Here is a 24240-nt window from a genome sequence, read left to right as displayed (position 1 = left end):
GTCGAAGACCCACGTTGCGGTGTTTCCAGAAAACAATCCTTGCGCGTTCATAGCATCTCCGGTCGCCTCGACAAACGGCCATTGTCGCGGCGGATATCGCGGCCTAGCGCGGCGAGCCTGTCGGAAGCACCAGTTGCATGAAGGTCAGGTCGAGCCAGCGCCCGAACTTCGTGCCGACTTCGCGCAGACGGCCGGTGTCGACAAAACCCAGTTGGGCATGAAGGCGGATCGATGCCGTGTTCTCGGACTCGATTCCGGCGATCATCACATGCTTGCCCAGCCGTTCGGCCTCGGCGATCAGCGCGACCATGAGTTTCCGGCCGATGCCGCCGCCGCGCCGATCCTTGTGCACATAGACGGAGTGCTCGACCGTGTGGCGATAGCCGTCGAAGGCGCGCCAATCGCCGAAGGAGGCATAGCCGACGACGTCGCCATTGTCGGAAACCGCCACCAGCACTGGGTAGCCCGCGTCTTGCCGCGCCTTCAGCCAGGCAGCTCGATTGGCAACATCGACCACGGTTTCGTTCCAGATGGCCGTCGTGTTCGCCACCGCGTCGTTGTAGATCTCGCAGATGATTGGCAGATCGTCTGGGATGGCCGCCCGGATCAGCATGCTTGCTCCTCGCATTCGTTCACTATATGACTACGCTATGAATACTAAAGTAGATAGCCTGGATCAACGGCTCAGTGAACGAATTCGTCTCGAAAGGGAAGCGCGCGGCTGGTCGCTGAGCGAGCTCTCAGAGCGCTCGGGCGTCTCGCGCGCGATGGTCCACAAGGTCGAGCGCGGGGACAGCAGCCCGACGGCGACCCTGCTTGCAAAGCTTGCGGGCGCCTTCGGGCTCACCATGTCCAGCCTGATCGCACGCGCGGAAATGAGCCAGGGCAGGCTGTCGCGGCGCGAGGATCAGGCGGTGTGGCGCGATCCGCAAACCGGTTATCTCCGACGCCACGTCTCGCCGATGTCGGACCTGCCGCTCGAGCTCGTGGAGGTCGAACTTCCTGCAGGCGCTGAGGTGCCGATTCCGGCATCGGCCTACGCGCTCCATCGTCGATGGATATGGGTGAGCGCCGGCAGCCTGACCTTCGTCGAAGGACCGGAGACCCATGCGCTCGACGCGGGGGATTGCCTGGAACTCGGCCCGCCGCAGGATTGCGTCTTCCGCAATACCGGCAGCGAGACCTGTATCTACGCCGTCGTCCTCCTGAGGACCGGCTGAGCTTAGCGGTCGAGTTCGGCGATGGCGATCCGAGCCATGGTGAGGTCGCTTTCGACGCCGAAATCGTCATCGTCTTCCAGGAACCAGGCCGCGGAAAGCCCGGCATAGGCCAGCACCCAGTTGAGGATGCGGCGCGGGTGAAGGCCCGTCTCCTCGGCGACAACAGGCAGATGCCGTTGCAGCCGGCCCGGAGCCGTGACCAGGGGCAGTTCCGGATTGCAGAAGAGGTTGGCATAGTCGTATCCGCGATCGCCGAGAACCCGTTTCGGGTCGATCGCCAACCAGCCACGCTCGCCGAAATCGAGAATATTGGCGTGATGGACGTCTCCGTGCAGCACGACAGGTGGTTCGGGATCGGCAAAGAGGATATTTGCCGCATCGAGTGCGCGTGCAAACAGTCCGCCTTGAGCGGGAGCAGCCGTTTCCAGGGAGGCGAACCACTGGTCGAGCGGGACGAGGTCCGCAGGAACGGGGGTCGAACGTGGCGCGTGGAGCTCTGCGACCGCGCGGCAGATGATGCGCGTGACCTCCTCATCGCTCCCCGTCATAGCCATGTGGAACAGGTTGCGCTGGCTGTCGGTACGCTCCATCAGGACGGCGTCCGCGTCCCATTCATAGACTTTCGCCGCGCCTTGGCCGTTCCAATAGACCATCGGCAGGCGACCGAACTTCTCTTCGGGATCCTGCGCGACTTTCAGCATCGCCAATTGGTTACGATAGCGGACGGGATAGAGATGGCTGGAGGGTGTAACGATAGCCTCGCCATCGGCGTGCAATGACCATTTTTCGAAATAGGGCTGAAACATTGAGAGAAATTTTCCGAGGAGGGATTCCGTCGGAGGACGGGACCTTTGGCCATGTGGGTTTTACGATGTTCCCGTTCAAGGGGTGGGAAAACAGGGGGCGTGTTCACGGCACGGTTGCGCGGCGATTGAGGTGGAAAGAACCGGGATCGCCGCCGTGCAGGCAAAAAAAGAGGGCCTCAAGAAAACTTGGGCCCTTGTAGTTGTGAAGGTAATGAGAACCTCCAGAGGGGAACAGCTAATGCGGTGGCGGGGAGGAGAAGCCACCAAGAATGCATCAGCTGCATTTTAATATGGGAAGCGAAGTATCGGCTTTCAATAGCCGGCTGTGATTTTCGTCACCACTCGCTGTGTCTGATAGTAGACAAAAAAAGAGGGCCACAAGATGACTTGGGCCCTTATAAGTTGTGAAGGTAATTAAACCTCCAGAGGGGAACAGCTGCTGCGGTGGCACTGGGAGGAGAAGCCACCAAAGATGCATCAGCTGAGTTTGGTATGCTGCTTTTTTGGGCGCGCAACAATCATTTTATATGCATGACAGCCATGTCATGTGCGCATCCCTGCCTATTTCTGCATCGCACAATGAAAACGCGCCGCACAATAAGGGCGACGCATTCGTGATATCATAGTAAAAACAGATGCTTGGCGATCCGTTGAGGAAATGCTCGAAAAATGAGCATTCGCCAGTGCGGCCTAGAAGTTCCAGTTTCGGGCCTTGGCGACGATGTAGTCGCGGAAGACCTTGAGCTTGGCGGCGTTCTTCATCTCGTCCGGATAGCAGAAATAGGTATCGAAGGACGGGATGTCGGCGCTGATCGGCAGCTGGATGAGTCCGGGGTCGCGGCCGACGATATAGTCGGGCAGCATGGCGACGCCGATGCCGAGCAGGCAGGCGCGCTTGATCGAGGTCTGACTGTTGATCTGCAGGTGCGACACGCGCGGATTGTCGGAATCGCGGCCGGCGATTTCGAGCCAGTTCACGTCAAGCAGATAGTTCGGCGCTGGCTCGCCGAAGGTGATGATGCGGTGGTTGTCGAGGTCTTCGACCGATTGCGGCTCGCCGTATTTGTTGATGTAGGACGGCGCGGCGTAGACGTGCATGTGCACGGTGAAAAGCTTGCGCTGGATGAGATCCGACTGCTGCGGCTGGCGCAGCCGGATCGCGCAGTCGGCGTGGCGCATGTTCACGTCCAGTTCCTCGTTGTCGAGGATGAGCTGGACCTGCACCTCCGGATGCAGCGACATGAATTCCTGGATCTTGTCGGTGAGCCAACCCTGGCCGAGACCGACCGTCGTGGTGATGCGCAGCTTGCCGCTCGGCTTGTCGGTGGTCTCGCTGAGCTGGACCTTGACGCTTTCGAGCTTCATCAGCACTTCATGCGCCGTACGGTAGAGGATCTCGCCCTGTTCGGTGAGGATCAGGCCGCGCGCATGGCGGTGGAACAACTTGATGCCAACGTCCTGCTCCAACGAGCTCACCTGCCGGCTGATCGCGGACTGCGAAAGATGAAGCTTGTCTGCCGCATGGGTGAACGACCCAGCCTCGGCCGCCGCGTGAAAAATGCGCAGTTTGTCCCAGTCCAGCGACATGAAGTCCCCCATAACAAACCACTCCGGAAGACGGGATCCTGTCCTCCGGGCGTGGCTGATGCATCTGTTCCCACACGGGCGAGGTGCCTCAGCGGCACCACCCCGATTCGCAGCTTCTATTCGGCTGCAATTGCGACGGGCATATGACCCGCCAGGTATTTCTCGGCCTCAAGCGCTGCCATGCAGCCCATGCCCGCCGCCGTAACCGCTTGACGGTATATGTCGTCCGTCACGTCGCCTGCGGCAAAAACGCCGGGCACGTCGGTCGCCGTCGAATCGGCCGCGGTCCACAGATAGCCGTTGGACTTCTGCCGAAGCTTGCCTTTGAAAAGTTCAACCGCCGGCGCATGGCCGATCGCGACGAACACGCCGTCGGTGACCATGTCGGAGGTTTCGCCCGTCTTGGTGTTGCGCAGCTTCACGCCGTTGACCGAAGCGGGCATCGGCGGCTTGGCCGGGGTACCCAGATATTCGATGACTTCGTGATCCCAGATCACCTTGACGTTCGACTTCGAGAACAGGCGCTCCTGCAGGATCTTCTCGGCGCGGAAGGAATCGCGGCGATGAACGACGGTGACCGTCTTGGCGAGGTTCGAGAGATACAACGCTTCCTCGACGGCCGAGTTGCCGCCGCCGACGACGATCACGTCCTTGTTGCGATAGAAGAAGCCGTCGCAGGTGGCGCAGGCCGAGACGCCGAAGCCCATGAAGGTCGGCTCGGTCTCGATGCCGAGCCACTTGGCCTTTGCGCCGGTGGAGATGATCAGAGCGTCCGCCGTCCAGTCCGTGCCGCTGTCGGTCTTGATGCGGAACGGACGAACCGACAGATCGACATCGGTCACGAGATCGTTGACGATCTCGGCGCCGACATGGGTCGCCTGCTTCAGCATCTGCTCCATCATCCACGGGCCCTGAACCGGATCGGCATAGCCCGGGTAGTTTTCCACGTCCGTGGTGATCATCAACTGGCCGCCCTGTTCCAGGCCGGCAATCAGCACCGGCTCGAGCAGGGCGCGCGCCGTATAGATGGCAGCCGTGTAGCCAGCCGGGCCGGAGCCGATGATCAGCACTTTCACGTGACGGGCAGTCATAGTCTTGTCCTTCGCTCACGGGGAGAGGAAACGCTCTCGTCCGATTCCATTGCGTCAATGGGAAATAGTTCCATAGTTTAGGTATTCCCTACCACGACTTTCAAGGGCGTCCGCCTTGATACACACAAGTGCTTGAGCGCCGAGCCCAGTTTTGCCACCAGATGACGCGTTTGTGCACCAGGTATGGCGACGGGATCCGATTTGCCGAGCCACGCGCCGCGAGCGCTGAGGCCGCGCCGCAAAGGGCCAAGCTTGCGCCGCTTTCGGCCGTGGCTGGCGATTTTTGCGGCTCCTCGGGCGCGGGTCACGCCATTTTCCCGCGAATAGTCGGCGGGGCTGCTTGTTGTCCAGCGGGTTTGACGATATTTCACGCGGATTCACTTTGCTGGAGAAGCATATGGGGTTGAATGCCGGCCGTGCTTGGTTCCACCGCGAACGCGCTGCGCTCGGCCACGCACCGACTCGAGACGACCTTGCCCTTGACGAGCGCGCCCTGCCGAAAATCTCGACCGAGATGATCGCGGCTGCGCCGGGATAGGGACACATCAGTCGACGCGTCCGCCATTGGGGGCGACCTCACCATCAGCAGACACAGGTTTTCGACTTTGCCCTCGCGCACAAAGTCACCACGCAAAAAGGACGAACGTTCATGACGAAACAAGTCGAGCTCGACGCTATCGATCTCAAGATCCTTCGCGAGCTCCAGCGTGATGGCCGGATGACCAATGTCGATCTCGCCCAAAGGGTCGGTATCTCCGCGCCGCCGTGCCTGCGCCGTGTACGCAAGCTCGAAGAGACCGGCGTCATCAAGGGCTATCACGCGCTCCTGAACGCACCGGCGCTCGGCTTCGATCTGGTCGCCTTCTGCATGGTCGGCCTGAAGCGCCAGTCGGAGGCCGACCTCAAGGCTTTCGCGGCAGCGACCGCCGAATGGCAGATCGTCCGGCAGGCCTGGACGGTTTCCGGCGAAAGCGACTTCCTGCTGCATTGTGTCGCCGAGAACCTGACGACTTTCCAGGATTTCGTCATCGAAGTGCTGACGGCCAACGAACGGGTCGACACGGTGCGCACGATGCTGACCATTCGCCAGGTCAAGGACATCGGCCTCGTTCAGATCTAAGGCCCGCCCATGAGCAAGCTTCCGCTTTCCGCCTTCATCATCTGCCAGAACGAAGAAGCCTATCTCGGCAATTGCATCGAGAGCCTCGAGCAATGCGCGGAAATCGTGATCGTCGATTCCGGCTCGACCGACGGGACGCCGGCGCTGGTGCAGTCCTACATCGACAAGGGCTGGCCGATCCGTTTCCTGCATGAACCCTGGCGCGGTTATGCCGGTCAGAAGCAATTCGCTCTCGATCAGTGCACGCAGCCCTGGTGCTTCAACATCGATTCCGACGAGCGTCTCGACGAGCCGCTGAAGGCATTGCTGCCGTCGCTGCTCGATGCGCCGGCGGAGACGGTCGGCTGGCGCGTCGCGCGCCGGCCCTACCTCATCGGCTACGGCTACACACCGGAGCGGGCTCACGAGCGGCGGAACCTGCGGCTGATCCGCCAGGGCAGGGGAGGATACGATCTCAATCAGAAAGTCCATGAGGGGATCGTGCCGGATGGCGCCGTCGGGGCAGCGGCCAAGGGGAGCCTGCTGCACTATCGGCCGCTGATCATCGACGAGCAGATCCTCAAGGAAAACAAGTATTCGACGCTCAAGGCCGACCAGCAGTTCGCCGCCGGCAAGTCCGCGCGCCCTTACAAAATGCTGTTCAGCCCGCCGCTCTATTTCCTTAGGCTCTATTTCCGCAACGGCCTGTGGCGCTGCGGTTTTCCAGGCTTCATTGAGGCGATGACGGGAGCGGTGTACGCTTTCCTGACCGCCGCCAAGATCTATCAGAGGCACGCGCTCAAGCGGCACCCGAACCATGACGACATGGATCGGCGCGCCAGCAAGCCGTGAGGTTTTCATGAAAGTCATGCATTTTCATTTCGGCAAGGACGGCGGCGCTGAGCGTTTCTTCGTCCACCTGGTCAACGCGCTCGCCGAGCGTGGCGTCGAGCAGACCTCGGTCATCCGCCATGGTCGTATCTGGAAGAAGGACATCGAGGGTGCGACACGCATCATCGAAAGCAATTTCCGCAACCTGTCGCTCGACCGGATCCTCCTGCCGATGAAGGTCAGCAGCATGGCGCGCCGCGAAAAGCCGGATGCGCTTTTTGCCTGGATGCCGCGCGCCAGCCGCCTGATGCCCAACTACAAGGGCTGCATCAAGATCTCGCGTCTCGGCGATTATCCGCTGCGTCTCGACTACTTCCGCAACACCGATTGCCTCGTCTGCAACACCCCGGGCATTGCCGAGCATGTGCGCAAGATCGGCTGGAAGCGCGATGTCGAAGTCATCTCGAATTTCACCGGTACCGAACGGGTGGCGCCGATCAGCCGCGCCACGCTCGACACGCCGGAGAACGTGCCGGTTGTCATGTCGATGGGGCGCTTCGTCCCGCGCAAGGGCTTCCACACGCTGATCCAGGCGATCGCCAAGGTGCCGGACGCCTATCTCTGGCTGGTTGGCGACGGCGAGGAGCGGGCAAACCTGGAGAAGCTCGCCGCCGATCTCGGCGTGGCGAAGCGCGTGCGTTTTGCCGGCTGGCAGAAGGATACGCGGCCATTCCTTTCCGCTTCGGACATCTTCGTCATGGCATCGAGCCATGAGCCGCTTGGCAATGTGGTCCTCGAATCCTGGGCGCAAGGGACGCCAGTGGTTTCCAGTCGCTCGGAAGGGCCGCAATGGTTCATGCGCGACGGCGAGAACGGTTTGCTGGTCGATATCGGTGACGCCGACGGCTTTGCCCATGCCATCGACCGCATCGCAAGCGATACGTCCCTGGGTGAACGTCTTGCCGAACGCGGCCACGAGACGCTGATGAACCAGTTCTCGAAGCAGGCGATTACCGACGCCTACCTGAAGCTCTTCGCTTCGAAGCGCTAAGGGGAGCTCGAGCCCGCGGCTGCCGTGGCGTGGGGGCGGCCGGTCAGGAACGCATCAGCCGTTCATAGACGGCGTTGATGGCGCGGGCCTCGCCCTCGATCGCAAAGGAGGCACGGGTCAGCCCCAGGCCGTTGGCGCCAGCCAAAGTCCGGCGACGATCGTCGTCCATGAAACCGGCTGTCGCCTCGACCATGGCCTGCAGGTCGTTGGCGGCGATCACTGTCCCGGTTTCCTGCTCCCCAACCACGACCAGCTCGGAAAACGCGCCGACATCGGTAGCGACGACAGGCACGCCCGTCGCCATCGCTTCGAGCGGCGTCAGGCCAAAACCTTCCCAGCGCTGCGGCGCGATGAAAAGATCAAGACCACGATACCAGTCCGGAATGTTGGTGTGCTCGCCAACGAAACGGATGCGGTCGGTAAGGCCAGCCTTTGCGACCCGTTCCTTCAGTTCGTTCTCGAAGGCGACATGGGGGCCGGTCGCGCGCCCGGCGACGATGGCGCTCCAGCCGGGCCGGCAGGGCAATAGCGCGATCATGCTGTCGACGAAGAGGTCGGTACCCTTCTGCTTACGGACCCGCCCGAAGCAACCGACATGTTTTTGCGCCGGATCGAGCCCGAGCGCGGCCTTGGCCGCGACGCCATCCGCCGGTGGCTGGAAACGTTTCGTGTCGATACCATGCAGGATGACGGTGTTCGGCACCTGGAGATAGGCGGCGGTCTTGCCGCTGGTCGCGATCACCGCATCCATCCTGGAAATCAGGAACTTGCTCCAGCCGGTGTGGCGGCGCTGCGATGCGGAGGTGAAGACGATCTTCAGCTTCATGCCGAGGAGATCGCGCAGCACGATCGCCGGCAGCATCTCGACGTTGCGGCGCGCATGCCAGACCCGGCAGGGCCGTCCGTCCGGTGCGCTCCACAGGCGAAAAAGGTCGCGGAAGCGGATCGAGGGCAGGGTGTCAGGCAAACCCGGGCCAAGCACGGCAATCTTTTCGCCGAGCGCACGCTGGATCGGAATCAACTGGATGATGGTGGACGTCACGCCTGAGAGGCGGCGCTTGAAATTGGGAGCGATGACCTCGACGTTCCGGATATCGGCCACGACAGCGCACTCCTTGCGCGAGCAACGATCGTCTTTATGAAAGGAGAAACGGGGCGAAGGCAGGCTTCGCCCCTTGGCTGGGGCTGATCAGCCCCAGTTGACGGCGAGAATTTCGTAGGCCTTGGAACCGCCAGGGGCGTTCACTTCGATGGAATCACCGACTTCCTTGCCGATGAGCGCGCGCGCGATCGGCGAGGAGATCGAGATACGGCCGGCCTTCACGTCGGCTTCCTGGTCGCCGACGATCTGGTAGGTCTTTTCCTCGTCGGTGTCTTCGTCCACGAGCTTGACCTTGGCGCCGAACTTGATCTTGGAGCCGGACATCTTCGAGAGATCAATGACTTCCGCGCGGGCGATCAAGTCTTCGAGCTCGGTGATCCGGCCCTCGTTGTGGCTCTGCGCTTCCTTGGCAGCGTGGTACTCGGCATTTTCCGACAGGTCGCCATGTGCACGGGCTTCGGCAATCGCCTCGATGATTCGCGGTCGTTCTTCCTGCTGGCGCCAGCGCAGCTCCTCCTGCAGGTTGACGAATCCGCCCTGTGTCATCGGCACTTTTTCGACCATTTCAATGTCCTTCATCAAGCACGAGGCGCCGCCCTTTGGGCGGCGCCAACGCAAAAGAAAACGGTCTCCGGCGCGCAAACGCCGGAACCGTCCGAAACTTCGAACCTTCGTTATAGCAGAAACGGAAGCGCGAAAGCCAGATATTTCGCCATCGTCCACCGAACCCTAAGAGGCGGTTGCAACTTGCGGAGGAGGCGGGCGGCTGGCAAGCTCCGGAGAAAGCGCTTTACCTCAACCGTGGTTGAGGTCGTAACACAGGTGTTCCTGAAAGATGACAACGAGGGAACGTTAGGCATGGTTCTGGCGAAGGACGATACCGAGGCAAGCGAAAGAAAGACCGCGGCTGAGGAGGACGGCCGCTGGAGCGAGTTGCTGCGGCCGGACTATCTGGCGACGACGGCTGCCCTCTGTCTCGGGGTCGCGCTCTTCGCCTTCAACGAATTTTTCGTCTCCACGGCGCTGCCGACGGCCGTCAACGAGATCGGCGGTGCCACCATACTTTCCTGGGCGGTCACGCTCTATCTCGTCTTCGCCATTCTCGGCGGGGCCGTCGCCGCTAACCTCAAGGCGCGGTTCGGTGCACGCAGCACGCTGATTGCGGCCGCGCTGATTTTCGTGGTCGGCACCATCATCGCGACAACCGCTGGCAACATGCCCCAGGTTCTCGCCGGCCGCGTGTTCCAGGGGTTCGGCGAAGGGATCATTGCCGCGATCTGCTACGCGCTCATCCCGGAACTCTTTCCTGCCCGGCTTGTGCCGAAGGTCTTCGGAGCCGAGGCCATCGTCTGGGCGACGGCCGCCTTTGGCGGGCCGCTCGTGTCCGGTTTCCTGACGGAGCACTGGTCGTGGCGGGCGGCCTTTGCCGTCAACATTCCCGCAACCGCCATCTTCGTCGCCCTCGTTTTGTTCATTGTGCCGGCACGGAAGGCGCCATCGACCGACACGCCCCGTCCAATCCCCATTCTGCGCCTGGCCGTCGTCGGTGCTGGCATATTGCTCATATCGGTATCAAACACGGCGAGCAGCGTTCCCTTGATGGCGGCGGCGTTGGCAACGGCGCTGACGATCCTCTGGGCGGCCGTCGCAACCGACCGCCGGGCGGAGCATTCGATCCTGCCTGGGGGTGCCTTTCAGCTCACGAAACCGCTCGGCACCGGACTTTGGGTCGTGCTGCTGATGCCGCTCGCTCAGGCGTCCGGCTCGGTGTACCTCATCTACGGCCTGCAACATGTCTGGAACTTCAGCCCGACTGCCGCCGGTTTTTCCGCAGCACTGATGGCCATCTCCTGGAGTGTGACAGCAATCGCCGTCGCAAGCCTGCGCTCGCACGATCTGCGCGTGAAGCTGATCCCGACGGGACCTGCGCTTCTCAGTCTCGGGCTTGCCGGCCTGATGATCGCCTTCGCGATCGACGACTTCCGGCTGGTCTTCCCGAGCCAGATCGCGGTCGGGGCCGGCTTCGGCATATCCTGGGGAACGCTCAGCCAGCTGATGATGGACGTCTCTTTGCGTGGAGAGCGGGACAAGACCTCGGCATTTCTGCCGACATTGCAATCGGCGGGCTACGCGATCGGCGCGGCAATCTGCGGACTGACCGCAAATCTTCGCGGGTTCGACGAAAATGCTGACATCGCGACCATGCATGGCGCCTTGTTCACGGTCTTTGTCGTCGCCTGCCTGATCTCGACGGCATCGCTCTATCTCGGCCTCAGAACCGTGCGGCTCGCGGCCAGCCAATCGAGGCATGATCGGGCCAGAAATGCTGCCCAGGCGTTCGCGGGAGACTAAGCACGGAGCGACCAAGCGCAAGGGATGTGTATGCGCTTTAGTTACGAGTCGCTGTCAAGCCGCAGCGCGGAGTGGCGCGCCAATGTTGCGCCTGGCAAGCAGCGCCCGCTGTTCGGCGCCTCGGCCGATGGAGGGCACGATTGTTGCCAGCAGCCTGCGGTTGCTGGAGAGGACCTGGACCTTCAGCGAGCCGTAATCGGCATCGCGGCCGATCTTGTCCGCGACCCGCTGGCCGTAATAGAGGGCCGACCCTTCGTCGAAATGGCTGATACCGTCTTCATCGACGAAGTGCTCGTCGCCCCACAGCAAATCAAAGAAATAGAGTTGCACGATCTTGCCCCATGTCGCACCCGCCGGCGAAATCGCCGTTCCCTCTGTGCGCAGGGTCATAGAAACATGTGCTGGGGGAATGCAGGCTGAACCGGCCGTTCATGCGGCATTCAGCGGAGGGCGGCGGCTTTTGAAGCTCAACGCACGCTGCAGAAGAGGAGAGAGGCGGCGCGCGAGGTTTCGCGCGCCGCGATTGTGCATCAGGCCTTGAAGTAGCTCTGCAGCGGGCGCACTTCGAGGCTGCCTGCCTTCAGCGCCTTGATCGCGTGGGCGGCCGCTTCCGCGCCCGACATGGTCGTGTAGTAAGGCACCTTCTGCATCAGCGTCGCGCGGCGCAGGGACTTCGAGTCCGAGATCGCCTTGTTGCCGTCGGTCGTGTTGATCACGAGCTGGACGTGGCGGTTGCGGATTGCATCCTCGACGTGCGGACGACCTTCCTGGACCTTGTTGATCTTGGTGGCGGCAATGCCGTGTTCACCGAGGAAGCGGGCCGTGCCGCCCGTCGCCATGACCTTGAAGCCGATGTCGACAAGAATGCGGATCGCCGGTAACACCCGGGTCTTGTCCTCGTCGCGCACTGAAACGAACACCGTGCCGTCGCGCGGCAGGTCGACGCCGGCGCCGAGCTGCGACTTGGCAAAGGCCAGTGCATAGTCCGTGTCGAGACCGATGACTTCGCCGGTCGAGCGCATTTCCGGGCCGAGCAGCGTGTCGACACCGGGGAAACGTGCGAACGGGAAGACCGCTTCCTTGACCGCGATGTGCTTGAGGTTGCGCGGGTCCGGCTTCTCGCCATAGGCGGCGATCGCAACGTCGAGCGCTTCGCCGGCCATGACGCGGGCAGCGATCTTGGCGATCGGCGCGCCGATCGTCTTGGCGACGAAGGGCACTGTGCGCGAGGCGCGCGGGTTGACTTCGAGCACGTAGATCGTGCCGTCCTTGATCGCGAACTGCACGTTCATCAGGCCGCCGACATTGAGCGCCTTGGCAAGGGCCGCCGTCTGGCGCTCGAGTTCGTCGACCATGGCGGTGTCGAGCGTGTGCACCGGCAGCGAGCAGGCGCTGTCGCCCGAGTGGATGCCGGCTTCCTCGATATGCTCCATGATGCCCGAGACGAAGACGTCCTTGCCGTCGCAGAGGCAGTCGACGTCGACTTCGGTCGCGTTGGTCAGGTAGCTGTCGAAGAGCAGCGGGTTCTTGCCGAGCAACGTGTTGATCTGGCCGGTCTTGTCGTTCGGATAGCGCTGCTTGATGTCTTCCGGAACGAGGCCCGGAACCGTGTCGAGCAGATAGCTTTGCAGCATGCTTTCCGAATGGATGATCTGCATGGCACGGCCGCCGAGAACGTAGGACGGGCGCACGACCAGCGGGAAGCCGATTTCGGCAGCGACGAGGCGCGCCTGCTCGACCGAATAGGCGATGCCGTTGTTCGGCTGGTTGAGGTCGAGCTTCATCAGAAGCTTCTGGAAGCGGTCGCGGTCTTCGGCAAGGTCGATCGCGTCGGGCGCCGTGCCGAGGATCGGGATGCCGTTCTTTTCCAGCGCTTCGGCAAGCTTCAGCGGCGTCTGGCCGCCGAACTGCACGATGACGCCGACAAGCTCGCCCTTTTCCTGCTCGGCGCGCATGATCTCGATCACGTCTTCGGCCGTCAGCGGCTCGAAGTAGAGGCGATCGGACGTGTCGTAGTCGGTGGAAACCGTCTCCGGGTTGCAGTTGATCATGATCGCTTCATAGCCCGCATCCTTCAGCGCGAAGGCGGCGTGGCAGCAGCAGTAGTCGAACTCGATGCCCTGGCCGATGCGGTTCGGGCCACCGCCGAGGATGACGACCTTCTTGCGATCGGAAACCTCGGCTTCGGAGCGGGCTGCACCGACGAAGGGCGTCTCGTAGGTCGAGTACATGTAGGCGGTCGGCGAGGCGAATTCGGCAGCACAGGTGTCGATGCGCTTGTAGACAGGGCGGACGTTCAGCGCATTGCGCAGTTCGGCCACTTCCTTCGGGCGCTTGCCGCCGAGCGTTGCCAGGCGCGCGTCGGAGAAGCCCATGGCCTTCAGCATGCGCAGGTTCTCGGCATCCTGGGGCAGGCCGTGCTCGCGGATGCGCGCTTCCATGTCGACGATCGCCTTGAACTGGGCGATGAACCACGGGTCGATCTTGCTCGCCTCGTGGACTTCCGCTTCGCTCATGCCAAAGCGCAACGCCTGCGCCACCATGCGCAGACGGTCCGGCGTCGGCGTACCGATCGCCGCACGGATGGCGTTGCGGCCATCGCCGTTCTCGTCCATGTCCGGAATTTCGATTTCGTCGAGACCGGTGAGGCCGGTCTCGAGGCCACGCAGCGCCTTCTGCAGCGATTCGGCAAAGGTGCGGCCGATCGCCATGACTTCGCCGACCGACTTCATGGCGGTGGTCAGGACCGGCGAGGCGCCCGGGAACTTTTCAAAGGCAAAGCGCGGGATCTTGGTGACGACGTAGTCGATCGACGGTTCGAAGGATGCCGGGGTCGCGCCGCCGGTGATGTCGTTGTCGAGTTCGTCGAGCGTGTAGCCGATCGCAAGCTTTGCCGCGATCTTGGCGATCGGGAAGCCGGTTGCCTTCGACGCCAGAGCCGACGAGCGCGAAACGCGCGGGTTCATTTCGATGACGACCAGGCGACCGTTCTCCGGGTTGACGGCGAACTGGACGTTCGAACCGCCTGTCTCGACGCCGATCTCGCGCAGCACCGCGATCGAGGCGTTGCGCATGATCTGGTATTCCTTGTCCGTCAGCGTCAGCGCCGGAGCAACCGTGATCGAATCGCCGGTGTGAACACCCATCGGGTCGATGTTTTCGATCGAGCAGATGATGATGCAATTGTCCGCCGTGTCGCGGACCACTTCCATCTCGTATTCCTTCCAGCCGAGTACCGATTCTTCGATCAGCACTTCGGTGGTCGGCGATGCGTCGAGGCCGCTGCCGACGATGTCGAAGAATTCCGTGCGGTTATAGGCGATGCCGCCGCCGGTACCGCCGAGCGTGAAGGACGGGCGGATAATCGCGGGCAGGCCGACATCGTCGAGCGCCTGGGCGGCAATCGCCATCGCATGGTTCATGTAGCGCTGCTTGCGGTCGCCTTCACCGAGGTTCCACTGGTTCTCGAGGTCGTCGAGCGCCTTGTCGAGATCCGCGCCGGAAAGACGCCCCTTCAGTTCGGCGCGCTCGGCCTCGTGCGCCTTGCGGTCATGGTCCTTGATGTCGGTGGCGTTGGCGAGCCGCGACTTAGGCGTCTCGAGGCCGATCTTGGCCATGGCCTCGCGGAAGAGGGCGCGGTCTTCCGCCTTGTCGATGGCGTCGGGCTTGGCGCCGATCATCTCGACATTGTAGCGCTCGAGGACGCCCATGCGGCGCAGCGAGAGCGCGGTGTTGAGCGCGGTCTGGCCGCCCATGGTCGGCAGCAGCGCATCCGGGCGCTCCTTGGCGATGATCTTGGCGACGACCTCAGGCGTGATCGGCTCAACATAGGTCGCGTCGGCGAGACCCGGGTCGGTCATGATCGTTGCCGGGTTGGAGTTGACGAGGATGACGCGGTAGCCTTCCTCCTTCAGCGCCTTACAGGCCTGGGTGCCGGAATAGTCGAATTCGCAAGCCTGACCGATGACGATCGGCCCTGCGCCGATGATAAGAATGGACTTGATATCTTGGCGCTTCGGCATGGTCGATCATCCGTTTCTAGCTGCGCGAAAAACCGGCCGAGGTGGGAGGTCACCGGCCGGGCACGCATTGATGGGTCTTTTCAGGCTAGAAGCGGCTTATAGGCAAATGTTTCTGCAAGCGAAACCCCGAAAATTCCGGAATCGACAGGAACTCGGCATATTTGCGCGCGTCTGGCCACGTAGTGAGCCCTGCGCGCGCCGCGGCAGTGCTTCGAACTGCAGGCGCCGCCGGGGATGACGAGAACTTTGACCTCGCCGGCTGCCTGCGGATGCGCGACGGCTTCGGCTGCTTGGCCGAGCTTGGTGAGCCGCGTCGACTGCATGCGGTTTCGGCAACACCGGCACATTCGATGACGGCGTCGACCCCATCGGCACGAGCCCGGTTTCCCGGCGATCTGTTCCACGAATCGTCGGAGGAGGGATCGACCGTCGCCGCTGCGCCGACCTTTTCGGCAAGACGGCGCGTTTCCGCCTGTCGCGTCGACAGGAAGAGCGTCGTTGCGTCCAGGCGGGCGCGACTGTTCCAGGCGGGCGATCGATCGTGCGGGGTTTGGTTTCCGGAAGCGCTTCGCGATCTGGCCATTGCGGCAAAAAGATTGGTGAGATCGCGAACTTAAGGGTGGCGATTGCGTTTTACAACGACGTTAGGGCCGTCTTATAAAAGAGCAAACCGACAACGCCTTTCAGAGGCCGGGAGGACAGATCATGGAATGGAAGGGCCGCCGCCAATCCGACAATATCGAAGACCAGCGCGGCGCGAGCCCGGGTGGCGGCAACCCGTTCGGTCGGGGCGGTGGCTTCCGCATGCCGGGAGGCGGGGGCGGGATGCGCCGCGCCGGCGGCGGCATGAGCTTCGGCACGATCATCTTCCTCGTCGTTCTCTATTTCATCCTGAAGGCCATGGGCATCGACATGCTGCAGGTGCTGGAAGGCGGCGGCGGGCAGGTGCAGATGCCGGGCTTCGAGCAGAGCGACGGCTCGCCGGCGCCGCAGGGAACTGCCCAGGAAGAGGAAATGAAGCAGTTCATGGCCACGGTGCTCGCCGAAACCGAAGATACCTGGAACGGCATCTTCCAGGCGAGCGGCCAGCAATATGAAGAGCCCAAGATGGTGCTCTTCCGTGGTCAGGTGCGTTCTGCCTGCGGCTTCGCTTCGGCTGCATCCGGCCCGTTCTATTGCCCGGGAGACCGCAAGGTCTATCTCGACATGAGCTTCTTCGACGAACTCGCCCAGAAGTTCGATGCATCCGGCGATTTCGCTCAGGCCTATGTGGTCGCGCACGAGGTCGGTCACCACGTGCAGAACCTGATCGGGGTGCTGCCGAAGTTCAACCAGATGCGTCAGTCGATGAGCGAGGCCGAGGCCAATCAGATGTCGGTTCGGGTCGAACTGCAGGCCGATTGCTTCGCCGGCGTCTGGGGCAAGTATACCGAGCAGAAGGGCCTGCTGGAGCAGGGCGATCTTCAAGAGGCGCTGAACGCCGCCACCCAGATCGGCGACGACACGCTGCAAAAGCGCATGCAGGGATATGTCGTTCCGGAAAGCTTCAACCACGGCACGTCCGAGCAGCGCATGCGCTGGTTCAAGCGCGGCTTCGACAGCGGCAAGATGACGTCCTGCGACACCTTCTCCGGCGGCGTCTGAACGCTTCCACTCAACAAACCGAAAGGGCCGGCCCTTTCGGTTGTCGCCTCAGCGTTCGCTGTCCATATGGGCGAGCTGCGCCTCGGGATATCGGGCGCCCGCGGCGGCGTCTTTCGGAACCGCCTGTTCGATCGCCGCCATGTCGCCGGCACTGAGATGGACGTCGCGCGACGCCAGCGCTTCCGCCAGCCGATCGCGCCGCCGCGCGCCGACGAGCGGAACGATGTCCTTGCCCTTGATCGCGACCCAGGCGATCGCGATCTGCGCCACCGAAACACCCTTTTTTTCGGCGATCTGTCGCAGCGCTTCGACGAGCGCGAGGTTCCGGTCGATGTTGCCTTCCTGAAACCGCGGGCTCATGGCGCGGAAATCACCCTTGCCGGCCGCCCCTTTCTGCCAATGGCCGCTGATCAGCCCGCGGGAAAGTACGCCATAGGCGGTGATGCCGATGCCGAGTTTGCGGCAGGTCGGCAGGATCTCATCCTCGATGCCGCGCGAAATCAGCGAATACTCGATCTGCAGATCGGCGATCGGATGCACGGCAGCGGCACGCCGGATGGTCTCAGCCCCGACTTCCGAGAGACCGACATGCCTGACGTAGCCCGCCTTCACCAGATCGGCGATCGCCCCGATCGTGTCTTCGATCGGTACATCCGGATCGAGCCTTGCCGGGCGGTAGATGTCGATGTGATCGACGCCGAGGCGCTGCAGCGTGTAGGCGAGGAAATTGCGGATGGCCTTCGGCCGGCAATCGTAGCCGGACCAGTTGCCTGCGGCGTCCCGCAAGGCGCCGAACTTGACGCTCAGCACCGCCTTGTCGCGCCTGCCACCTTTCAACGCTTCGCCGATCAGCATCTCGTTGTGGCCCATGCCGTAGAAATCGCCGGTATCGAGCAGCGTGATGCCGGCTTCCAGCGCGGCGTGGAAGGTAGCGATGCTTTCGGCGCGGTCCGCGGGGCCGTACATGCCCGACATTCCCATGCAGCCGAGGCCGAGCGCCGAGACCGAGGGGCCGGTCTTTCCGAGTGAAACGTAGTCCATCTTCGTTCTCCTTCGACAAGGCCGAGAACCTGCCGGCCGTTTGCCTGCCCTCTGTTTACTTCTCTCGCTTGCGTGCGATAATCCGATCTGAACCGAACGACTTGTACGGAATTCCGCACAATGGACGACTTGCCACTCGCCGATCTCGATGCCTTCACCGCCGTTGCCGCCGCGCGCAGCTTCCGTGCGGCTGCAAGGAGGCGCGGCGTTTCCGCGTCGTCGCTGAGCGAGGCGCTTCGCCGCCTCGAAGCCAAGTTGCAAGTGCGCCTGCTCAATCGCACGACCCGCAGCGTCACGCTGACGGAGGCCGGCACACGGCTGCTCGATCGGCTCACGCCGGCGCTCGGCGAAATTGCCGGCGCGCTCGATCAGGTCAACGAGATGCGCGACAGCCCAGCCGGAACGCTGAAGCTCAACGTTCCGACCATCGTCGCCCGCGAGATATTACCACCGATCATTGGCCGCTTCCTGCACGCACATCCGGCGATCACCCTCGAGGTGACGGCGGAAGACGGCTTCGTCGACGTTCTCGCCGCCGGCTTCGATGCCGGCGTCCGCTACGAGGAACGCGTCGAACGCGACATGATCGCGATCCCGATCGGCCCGCGTCGGCAGTGTTATGTCACAGCCGCAGCGCCGGCATATCTCGAAAGCCGCGGTGTTCCGCAGCATCCCCGCGATCTTCTGGAGCACGCTTGCATCCGCCACCGCTTTGCCAGTGGCTTTTCGCTTCCCTGGGAGTTCGGCGAGGGTGATGCGACGATCACGATCGCGCCGCCGGCCGTCGTGACCGCCAACACGATCGATCTCGAACTCGGTGCTGCGATCGACGGGCTCGGCATCATCAGGACGTTCGAAGAATTCGTCGCCCCTGCAATTGCAGCGGGCCGGCTTGTGCCCATTCTCGCCGACTGGACGACAGGCTTTTCCGGACCGTTTCTTTACTATGCAAGCCGCCGGCATATGCCGGCGCCCTTGCGCGTCTTCGTCGATTTCTTGAAGCTCGAACAGCGGCGTGAAAGCCTGTGAGTTGCGGGTGCACTGCACGCGAGTGATCAACCTTTGCGATCGTTCCTATCAGAAAAATTGAGATGTTCACGGATTGTTTCGTATGAAATGATCCGTTACACCTAAATTGGTACGCGTCGTTCACGTTCCGTCCCTCCCAGGACGGCAGGCGCTCGGGGAGGGGTTACATGCGCCACGAGAAATTTGTGCGACGTGGCCTGTTCCTCGTCTTCCTCATCCTGTTTCTGGATATCCTCGGCATCGCGATCATCGTGCCGGTGCTGCCGGCCTATCTCGAGGAATTGACCGGTGCTGATGTCAGCGAGGCGGCGATCGACGGTGGCTGGCTGCTGCTCGTCTATGCGGCGATGCAGTTTCTCTTTGCCCCGCTGATCGGCAATCTCAGCGATCGATTCGGCCGCCGTCCGGTACTGCTTGCATCGGTCTTCACCTTCGCGCTCGACAATCTCATCTGCGCGCTTGCCACCAGCTACTGGATGCTGTTCATCGGCCGTGTTCTCGCCGGGATCAGCGGTGCGAGCTTCGGCACCGCGTCCGCGTACATTGCCGACATCAGCCACGACGGCAACCGCGCCAAGAACTTCGGGCTTATCGGCATCGCCTTTGGGACGGGCTTTGCGCTCGGACCGGTGCTTGGCGGTTTGCTCGGCGAACTCGGTCCGCGGGTACCGTTCTACGGCGCGGCGGCACTTTCCTTCGTCAATTTCATACTTGGCGTATTCTTGCTGCCGGAAACGCTCGATAGCGCCAACCGTCGCCGGTTCGAGTGGAAGCGCGCCAACCCACTCGGCGCCCTCAAGCAGATGCGCAATTATCCAGGTATCGGCTGGGTGGGGCTCGTGTTCTTCCTCTTCTGGCTCGCCCATTCCGTTTACCCCGCTGTCTGGTCCTTCGTTTCCAGCTACCGCTATGGCTGGAGCGAGGGACAGATCGGCCTTTCGCTCGGGATCTTCGGCATCGGCGGCGCCTTCGTCATGGCCGTCATCCTGCCGCGCGTGGTGCCGCGGCTCGGCGAGTGGCGCACAGCCGTGCTCGGCCTGACCTTCACCACGCTCGGGGCCATCGGTTATGCTGGCGCCTGGCAGGGGTGGATGATTTATGCTGTGATCATCGCGACCGCGCTCGAAAGCCTCGCCGATCCGCCGCTGCGCAGCATAGCCGCTGCCCACGTTCCGCCGTCGGCGCAGGGAGAGCTTCAGGGTGCGCTGACCAGCATCGGCAGCATCACCACGATCATCGGTCCGCTGATCTTCACCCAGGCCTTCGGTTATTTTACCAGCCCTGCCGCCCCCGTCGCCTTCGCTGGTGCGCCCTATGCGCTCGCCAGTTGCTTCCTCGTCGGCGCACTGGCCGTCTTCTTCCTGAAGATACCGAGAAGCAGGGCAGTCGGATCGCAGGGTGAGGAAAATGTGGCGCCGATCGAGCTCGCAGCGGCGGAGCAGGGCGAAGGGACGGGGCGGTCGCGAATGCACGGAAATTGATCAATTTCCGTGATCTATCGATGAAAGTTTGAGCAACCTCGCCCTTGCGGCTGGCTCTTTGACCTGACGTGTTCTATCTGCGGTCTTTCCTCCTTTCGATCGACGGTTGCGGCCTGGTGCCGACGACTGCCAGGACTCTGCCATGCTGACCGCGAATCCAAGCCCCACAGTTTCGACGACCGACAATTCGTGGCGGACGCACTATCGTGCGAGCTTCTATCTCGGCGTGCCGTTCATCGGCGCGCAGCTTGCGCAGCTCGCCATCAACACGACGGATGTCTTGATGGTCGGCAAGCTCGGCGCCACCGAACTTGCAGCGATCATTCTGGCGACGCAGATGTATTTCACGGTCTATGTCTTCGGGAATGGCTTTGCCAATGCAGTGGTGCCCATGGCAGCCCAGGCCGTCGGCCGCGGCGACAAGGTTTCCGTGCGCCGCTCGGTGCGCATGGGCATGTGGGTGGTCATGCTCTACGGCCTTTTGACCGCGCCGATCCTCTGGATGGCCGAGCCGATCCTGCTTTTTGCCGGCCAGCAGCCTAAGGTCGCAGCCCTTGCAGGAGAGTATGTCCGTATTGCGCAATGGGCGATCTTCCCCGGCCTGATCTTCATGGTGCTTCGCGCCTTCTTGAGCGGCCTGGAGAGGGCAGGGATCATTCTATACGTCACGCTGGCGACGCTCGTGCTCAATGCGGCGCTCTGCTACGTGCTGATCTTCGGGCATTTCGGATTCCCGCGCCTCGGCATTTTCGGCGCTGCGGTCGCAGCGCTTGGCGTCGCCGTGCTCGGTGCGGCGCTGACGATCGGCTACATCAAGAGCAAGCCTGAACTGAACCAATACGAGCTCTTCGTTCGCTTCTGGCGGCCCGATTGGGTCGCCTTCCGCGAAGTCGTCTTTCTCGGCATACCGATCTCGCTGACCATCCTTGCCGAAGTCAGCCTCTTCACCGTCGCGTCGCTGCTGATGGGCACGATCGGCACGGTCGAACTTGCAGCCCATGGTATCGCCCTGCAGTTCGCCTCCATCGCCTTCATGATCCCGCTCGGGCTTGCGCAGGCAGCCACCGTGCGCGTCGGACTTGCCTATGGCCGCGGCGATCTCCTGGGCGTTCGGCGTGCGGCCATCGCCTCGCTGGTGCTCGGCGCCGGCTTTGCCATGGTCGGCAGTGCCATCTTTGCGTTCTGGCCGAGCCAGCTTGCGGCTCTCTATCTCGACACCGGCCGCCCGGATGCCGCAGCGGTGCTGGCGTTTGCTGCCCCGCTCATCGTCATTGCCGGCGCATTCCAGCTCGTCGATGGCATGCAGGCAATCGCAGCCGGCATGTTGCGCGGGTTGAAGGACACCAAGGTGCCGATGCTCCTGGCCTTGATTTCCTACTGGCCGATCGGCTTCGTGTGTGCCTGGGTCTTTGCCTTTCCCTTCAATTTCGGCGGCATCGGCGTCTGGTTCGGCTTCGTGCTTGGCCTTGCGGCCGCGGCAGTGCTCTTGAACTGGCGCTTCTTCCGGATGCTGAACGCGCTTTCTGCAAAGGCTGAAGCCAAGGCGGCGGCCTAAGTGGAACGGACGAGGCTGCGTGCAGGCAAAGAAAAAGCCGGACGGGCAGGGGATGCCGTCCGGCTTGAAATGGCGACCGCCTCAGGGGAAGGGAACGGCGTCGCCTACTACCAAGCTTCGATTACGAAGCCTCGAAACCGCTAGACGTTAAAGCCGTCGAGCCGTTCCGAACCCTGGCGATCGCGCTGGAGGTCGCGTATCGTCCGGGCAAAGTCGATCAAGAATACGAGACTGATGACCGCTGCCGCGATCATGAACAGGGTGGCCATAGTGCCCTCCATCAACGGAAGATCTTCTGGGTCGCGTAGCGCTCGCGCCGGTCACGGGACTCGTTGCGCAGTCCATGTATCGTCGCAAAGATCATCGCGAAAAACATCGCCATCGAAAACAGAGCAAGTCCCATAGCCGTAATCCTTTCGCATCCTAAACGGCGGTACGTTCCAAAAAGTTCCGTTGTTACTGGCGCTACACTTAACGTCTTGCGTGTGAAGCACCGTTGAACATGGCATTCATCTAGCATTCATTCTTTCTGTGCCGCTGTTTCCCAGGGAACAGGGCCAAGCGCCGTACAACTCTTGCGATCCGTCGCCGTCCGTGACAAAAGGCTTCACCAAACGGAAACAGGTGCGATGACCACGGCATTTTATCCCGGCTCCTTCGATCCGATGACGAACGGGCATCTCGACGTGCTCGTGCAGGCGCTGAACGTGGCGGCAAAGGTCATCGTCGCCATCGGCATCCATCCGGGGAAAGCTCCGCTCTTTTCCTTCGACGAACGCGCCGAGCTCATTCGGCTCTCGCTTCAGGAATTTCTGCCGGACAGGGCAGGCGATATCGACGTCGTTGCCTTCGACAATCTGGTGGTCGATGCCGCGCGCGAGCGCGGCGCGAAGCTGCTTGTGCGCGGGCTTCGTGACGGAACCGACCTCGACTACGAGATGCAGATGGCCGGCATGAACCGGCAGATGGCGCCTGATATCCAGACCCTGTTCCTGCCCGCAGGCACGGCGTCACGGCCCATTACCGCCACATTGGTTCGCCAGATCGCGGCCATGGGCGGCGACGTCAGTGCCTTCGTGCCCAGGTCCGTTTACGAAGCACTGCAGGCCAAACGCCGCACGTAAAGTGTGGCTACCAATTCACCACGCAGGGAGAAACCATGAAAATCCTCCACCTCGCATTTGCCGGCGCCATCGCGCTTGCTTCCTTGACGGGAACGGCGCTTGCGCAAGCGGCCGACAACTTCATCACGATCACGCTCAAGGATGGGCCGGTCGTCGTTGAACTCAGGCCCGACATCGCCCCGAAGCATGTCGAGCAGATCAAGGCACTTGCCACCGCTGGCGAATACGACAACGTCGCCTTCCACCGCGTGATCAAGGGCTTCATGGCCCAGACCGGCGACGTGCAGTATGGCGATATGGAAGACGGCTTCCAGCCGCAGGCTGCCGGCACCGGCGGCTCGTCGCGGGCTGACCTGCCGGCCGAATTCTCCGACGTCCCGTTCGAACGCGGCACGGTCGGCATGGCCCGCTCGCAGGATCCGAACAGCGCCAATTCGCAGTTCTTCATCATGTTCGCCCCGGGCGACTTCCTCAATGGCCAGTACACGGTCGTCGGCAAGGTCGTCTCCGGCATGGAGAACGTCGACAAGATCAAGCTCGGTGACGATGCCAACAACGGCTCCGTTACCGATCCCGACCGCATGATCAGCGTCAAGGTCGGCAAGTAAATCAACAGAAGGAGAAAACCCATGGCCGAGATCAAGGATCCGGAAAACACGATCATCCTGGAGACCACCAAGGGCAAAGTCGTCATCGAGCTTCTGCCTGACGTCGCTCCGGGTCACGTCGCCCGCATCAAGGAACTGGCCCGCGAAGGCGCTTATGACGGCGTGGTGTTCCACCGCGTGATCGAGGACTTCATGGCCCAGACCGGCGACGTCCAATACGGCAAGACCGGCGGTGAGCAGTTCAACCCGGCTCGCGCCGGCATGGGCGGCTCTTCCAAGCCGGATCTGAAGGCCGAATTCTCGAACGTCAGCCACGTTCGCGGCACCTGCTCGATGGCCCGCAGCCAGATGCCGAACTCGGCCAACTCGCAGTTCTTCATCTGCTTCACCGATGCACCGTGGCTCAATAAGCAGTACTCGGTCTGGGGCCAGGTCATCGAAGGCATGGACAACATCGACAAGATCAAGCGCGGCGAGCCGGTGCGCGATCCCGATACGATCGTCACGATGCGGGTTGCCGCAGACGCCTGATTTGCGCTAATGCACGAACCCGCCCCGGTCGCCAACTGCGCCGGGGCGGGTTTGCTTTTGTCTGAA

General features: G+C 62.3%; 24 protein-coding genes. 12 read left to right on the top strand and 12 right to left on the bottom strand.

What is annotated here, in order from left to right; translation table 11 throughout:
- Positions 1–103: 103 nt before the first annotated feature.
- Positions 104–613 (bottom strand): GNAT family N-acetyltransferase, encoded by a 510-nt coding sequence (locus tag XB14_RS08710; protein ID WP_077961212.1) that lies wholly within the window; start codon positions 611–613, stop codon positions 104–106.
- Positions 614–650: 37 nt separating this feature from the next.
- On the opposite strand from XB14_RS08710, the gene XB14_RS08705 reads away from it, so the two are divergent.
- Positions 651–1220 (top strand): helix-turn-helix domain-containing protein, encoded by a 570-nt coding sequence (locus XB14_RS08705; protein ID WP_077961211.1) that lies wholly within the window; start codon positions 651–653, stop codon positions 1218–1220.
- A 2-nt stretch (positions 1221–1222) separates the two neighbouring features.
- Here XB14_RS08705 and XB14_RS08700 read toward each other — a convergent pair whose 3' ends face one another.
- The 4 genes from XB14_RS08700 to XB14_RS33145 form a co-directional block, all read right to left on the bottom strand.
- Complete coding sequence (locus XB14_RS08700) at positions 1223–2026, bottom strand: aminoglycoside phosphotransferase family protein (RefSeq protein ID WP_077961210.1); 804 nt, start codon at positions 2024–2026, stop codon at positions 1223–1225.
- A 690-nt stretch (positions 2027–2716) separates the two neighbouring features.
- Positions 2717–3613 carry a LysR family transcriptional regulator VtlR gene (locus XB14_RS08695; protein ID WP_043614622.1) on the bottom strand — a complete coding sequence of 299 codons (897 nt, stop codon included), beginning with the start codon at positions 3611–3613 and terminating at the stop codon, positions 2717–2719.
- A gap of 116 nt (positions 3614–3729) precedes the next feature.
- Positions 3730–4704, bottom strand: a complete 975-nt coding sequence (gene trxB / locus XB14_RS08690) for a thioredoxin-disulfide reductase (RefSeq protein WP_077961209.1) — start codon at positions 4702–4704, stop codon at positions 3730–3732.
- Positions 4705–5071: 367 nt separating this feature from the next.
- A complete protein-coding gene (locus tag XB14_RS33145; protein WP_179119519.1) occupies positions 5072–5446 on the bottom strand; it encodes a hypothetical protein in 375 nt (124 codons plus the stop codon).
- Between XB14_RS33145 and XB14_RS08685 the strand changes: the two genes are divergently transcribed.
- From XB14_RS08685 to XB14_RS08675, 3 genes are read left to right on the top strand one after another with little or no spacing between them, the layout of a single operon-like run.
- Positions 5354–5824, top strand: a complete 471-nt coding sequence (locus XB14_RS08685) for an Lrp/AsnC family transcriptional regulator (RefSeq protein WP_043614306.1) — start codon at positions 5354–5356, stop codon at positions 5822–5824. The two genes, XB14_RS33145 and XB14_RS08685, sit on opposite strands and share 93 nt — an antisense overlap.
- Positions 5825–5833: 9 nt before the next feature.
- Positions 5834–6655: a glycosyltransferase family 2 protein gene (locus XB14_RS08680; RefSeq protein WP_077961208.1), complete on the top strand. Its 822-nt coding sequence runs from the start codon at positions 5834–5836 to the stop codon at positions 6653–6655.
- 7 nt (positions 6656–6662) lie between these two features.
- Positions 6663–7685, top strand: coding sequence for a glycosyltransferase (locus XB14_RS08675; protein WP_077961207.1), 1023 nt, complete (start codon positions 6663–6665; stop codon positions 7683–7685).
- Positions 7686–7728: 43 nt separating this feature from the next.
- Here XB14_RS08675 and XB14_RS08670 read toward each other — a convergent pair whose 3' ends face one another.
- Positions 7729–8787, bottom strand: coding sequence for a glycosyltransferase family 4 protein (locus XB14_RS08670; RefSeq protein ID WP_077961206.1), 1059 nt, complete (start codon positions 8785–8787; stop codon positions 7729–7731).
- 87 nt (positions 8788–8874) lie between these two features.
- Positions 8875–9351 (bottom strand): transcription elongation factor GreA, encoded by a 477-nt coding sequence (greA, locus tag XB14_RS08665; RefSeq protein ID WP_077961205.1) that lies wholly within the window; start codon positions 9349–9351, stop codon positions 8875–8877.
- A 294-nt stretch (positions 9352–9645) separates the two neighbouring features.
- Between greA and XB14_RS08660 the strand changes: the two genes are divergently transcribed.
- Complete coding sequence (locus XB14_RS08660) at positions 9646–11139, top strand: MFS transporter (protein ID WP_077961204.1); 1494 nt, start codon at positions 9646–9648, stop codon at positions 11137–11139.
- A gap of 54 nt (positions 11140–11193) precedes the next feature.
- On the opposite strand, the gene XB14_RS08655 is transcribed toward XB14_RS08660, so the two are convergent.
- Positions 11194–11529 (bottom strand): hypothetical protein, encoded by a 336-nt coding sequence (locus XB14_RS08655; RefSeq protein ID WP_077961203.1) that lies wholly within the window; start codon positions 11527–11529, stop codon positions 11194–11196.
- 140 nt (positions 11530–11669) lie between these two features.
- Positions 11670–15161: a carbamoyl-phosphate synthase large subunit gene (gene carB / locus XB14_RS08650; protein WP_077961202.1), complete on the bottom strand. Its 3492-nt coding sequence runs from the start codon at positions 15159–15161 to the stop codon at positions 11670–11672.
- A 705-nt stretch (positions 15162–15866) separates the two neighbouring features.
- Here carB and XB14_RS08640 point away from each other — a divergent pair.
- Positions 15867–16805 carry a neutral zinc metallopeptidase gene (locus XB14_RS08640; protein ID WP_077961200.1) on the top strand — a complete coding sequence of 313 codons (939 nt, stop codon included), beginning with the start codon at positions 15867–15869 and terminating at the stop codon, positions 16803–16805.
- 48 nt (positions 16806–16853) lie between these two features.
- Here XB14_RS08640 and XB14_RS08635 read toward each other — a convergent pair whose 3' ends face one another.
- Complete coding sequence (locus XB14_RS08635; protein WP_077961199.1) at positions 16854–17846, bottom strand: aldo/keto reductase; 993 nt, start codon at positions 17844–17846, stop codon at positions 16854–16856.
- 120 nt (positions 17847–17966) lie between these two features.
- On the opposite strand from XB14_RS08635, the gene XB14_RS08630 reads away from it, so the two are divergent.
- The 3 genes from XB14_RS08630 (at position 17967) to XB14_RS08620 (ending at position 21911) form a co-directional block, all read left to right on the top strand.
- Entirely contained in the window at positions 17967–18875 is a 909-nt protein-coding gene (locus XB14_RS08630; protein ID WP_077961198.1) for a LysR family transcriptional regulator, read from the top strand.
- Between the two features lie 167 nt (positions 18876–19042).
- On the top strand, positions 19043–20356 hold the full coding sequence (locus XB14_RS08625) for a TCR/Tet family MFS transporter (protein ID WP_077961197.1): 1314 nt from the start codon (positions 19043–19045) through the stop codon (positions 20354–20356).
- A gap of 142 nt (positions 20357–20498) precedes the next feature.
- A complete protein-coding gene (locus tag XB14_RS08620; protein WP_077961196.1) occupies positions 20499–21911 on the top strand; it encodes an MATE family efflux transporter in 1413 nt (470 codons plus the stop codon).
- Between the two features lie 140 nt (positions 21912–22051).
- Here the strand turns inward: XB14_RS08620 and XB14_RS33770 are convergent, their stop codons facing one another.
- Together XB14_RS33770 and XB14_RS33765 are read right to left on the bottom strand one after the other, a co-directional pair.
- Positions 22052–22180, bottom strand: a complete 129-nt coding sequence (locus XB14_RS33770) for a hypothetical protein (protein WP_255380878.1) — start codon at positions 22178–22180, stop codon at positions 22052–22054.
- 11 nt (positions 22181–22191) lie between these two features.
- Positions 22192–22314 carry a hypothetical protein gene (locus XB14_RS33765; RefSeq protein ID WP_255380879.1) on the bottom strand — a complete coding sequence of 41 codons (123 nt, stop codon included), beginning with the start codon at positions 22312–22314 and terminating at the stop codon, positions 22192–22194.
- 226 nt (positions 22315–22540) lie between these two features.
- On the opposite strand from XB14_RS33765, the gene coaD reads away from it, so the two are divergent.
- Genes coaD through XB14_RS08605 form a run of 3 tightly spaced genes read left to right on the top strand, consistent with a single transcriptional unit; the run spans position 22541 to position 24174 of the window.
- Positions 22541–23035 carry a pantetheine-phosphate adenylyltransferase gene (gene coaD, locus XB14_RS08615; protein WP_077961195.1) on the top strand — a complete coding sequence of 165 codons (495 nt, stop codon included), beginning with the start codon at positions 22541–22543 and terminating at the stop codon, positions 23033–23035.
- Positions 23036–23070: 35 nt separating this feature from the next.
- Positions 23071–23643 (top strand): peptidylprolyl isomerase, encoded by a 573-nt coding sequence (locus XB14_RS08610; protein ID WP_077961194.1) that lies wholly within the window; start codon positions 23071–23073, stop codon positions 23641–23643.
- Between the two features lie 21 nt (positions 23644–23664).
- Positions 23665–24174, top strand: a complete 510-nt coding sequence (locus tag XB14_RS08605; protein ID WP_077961193.1) for a peptidylprolyl isomerase — start codon at positions 23665–23667, stop codon at positions 24172–24174.
- The last annotated feature ends 66 nt before the right edge of the window (positions 24175–24240 follow it).

Source organism: Ensifer adhaerens, from assembly GCF_002007205.1.
Classification (GTDB): Bacteria; Pseudomonadota; Alphaproteobacteria; order Rhizobiales; family Rhizobiaceae; genus Ensifer; species Ensifer adhaerens_D.
Note: the sequence above shows the minus strand (reverse complement) of the source record. Positions and strands in the feature narration are given on the sequence as shown.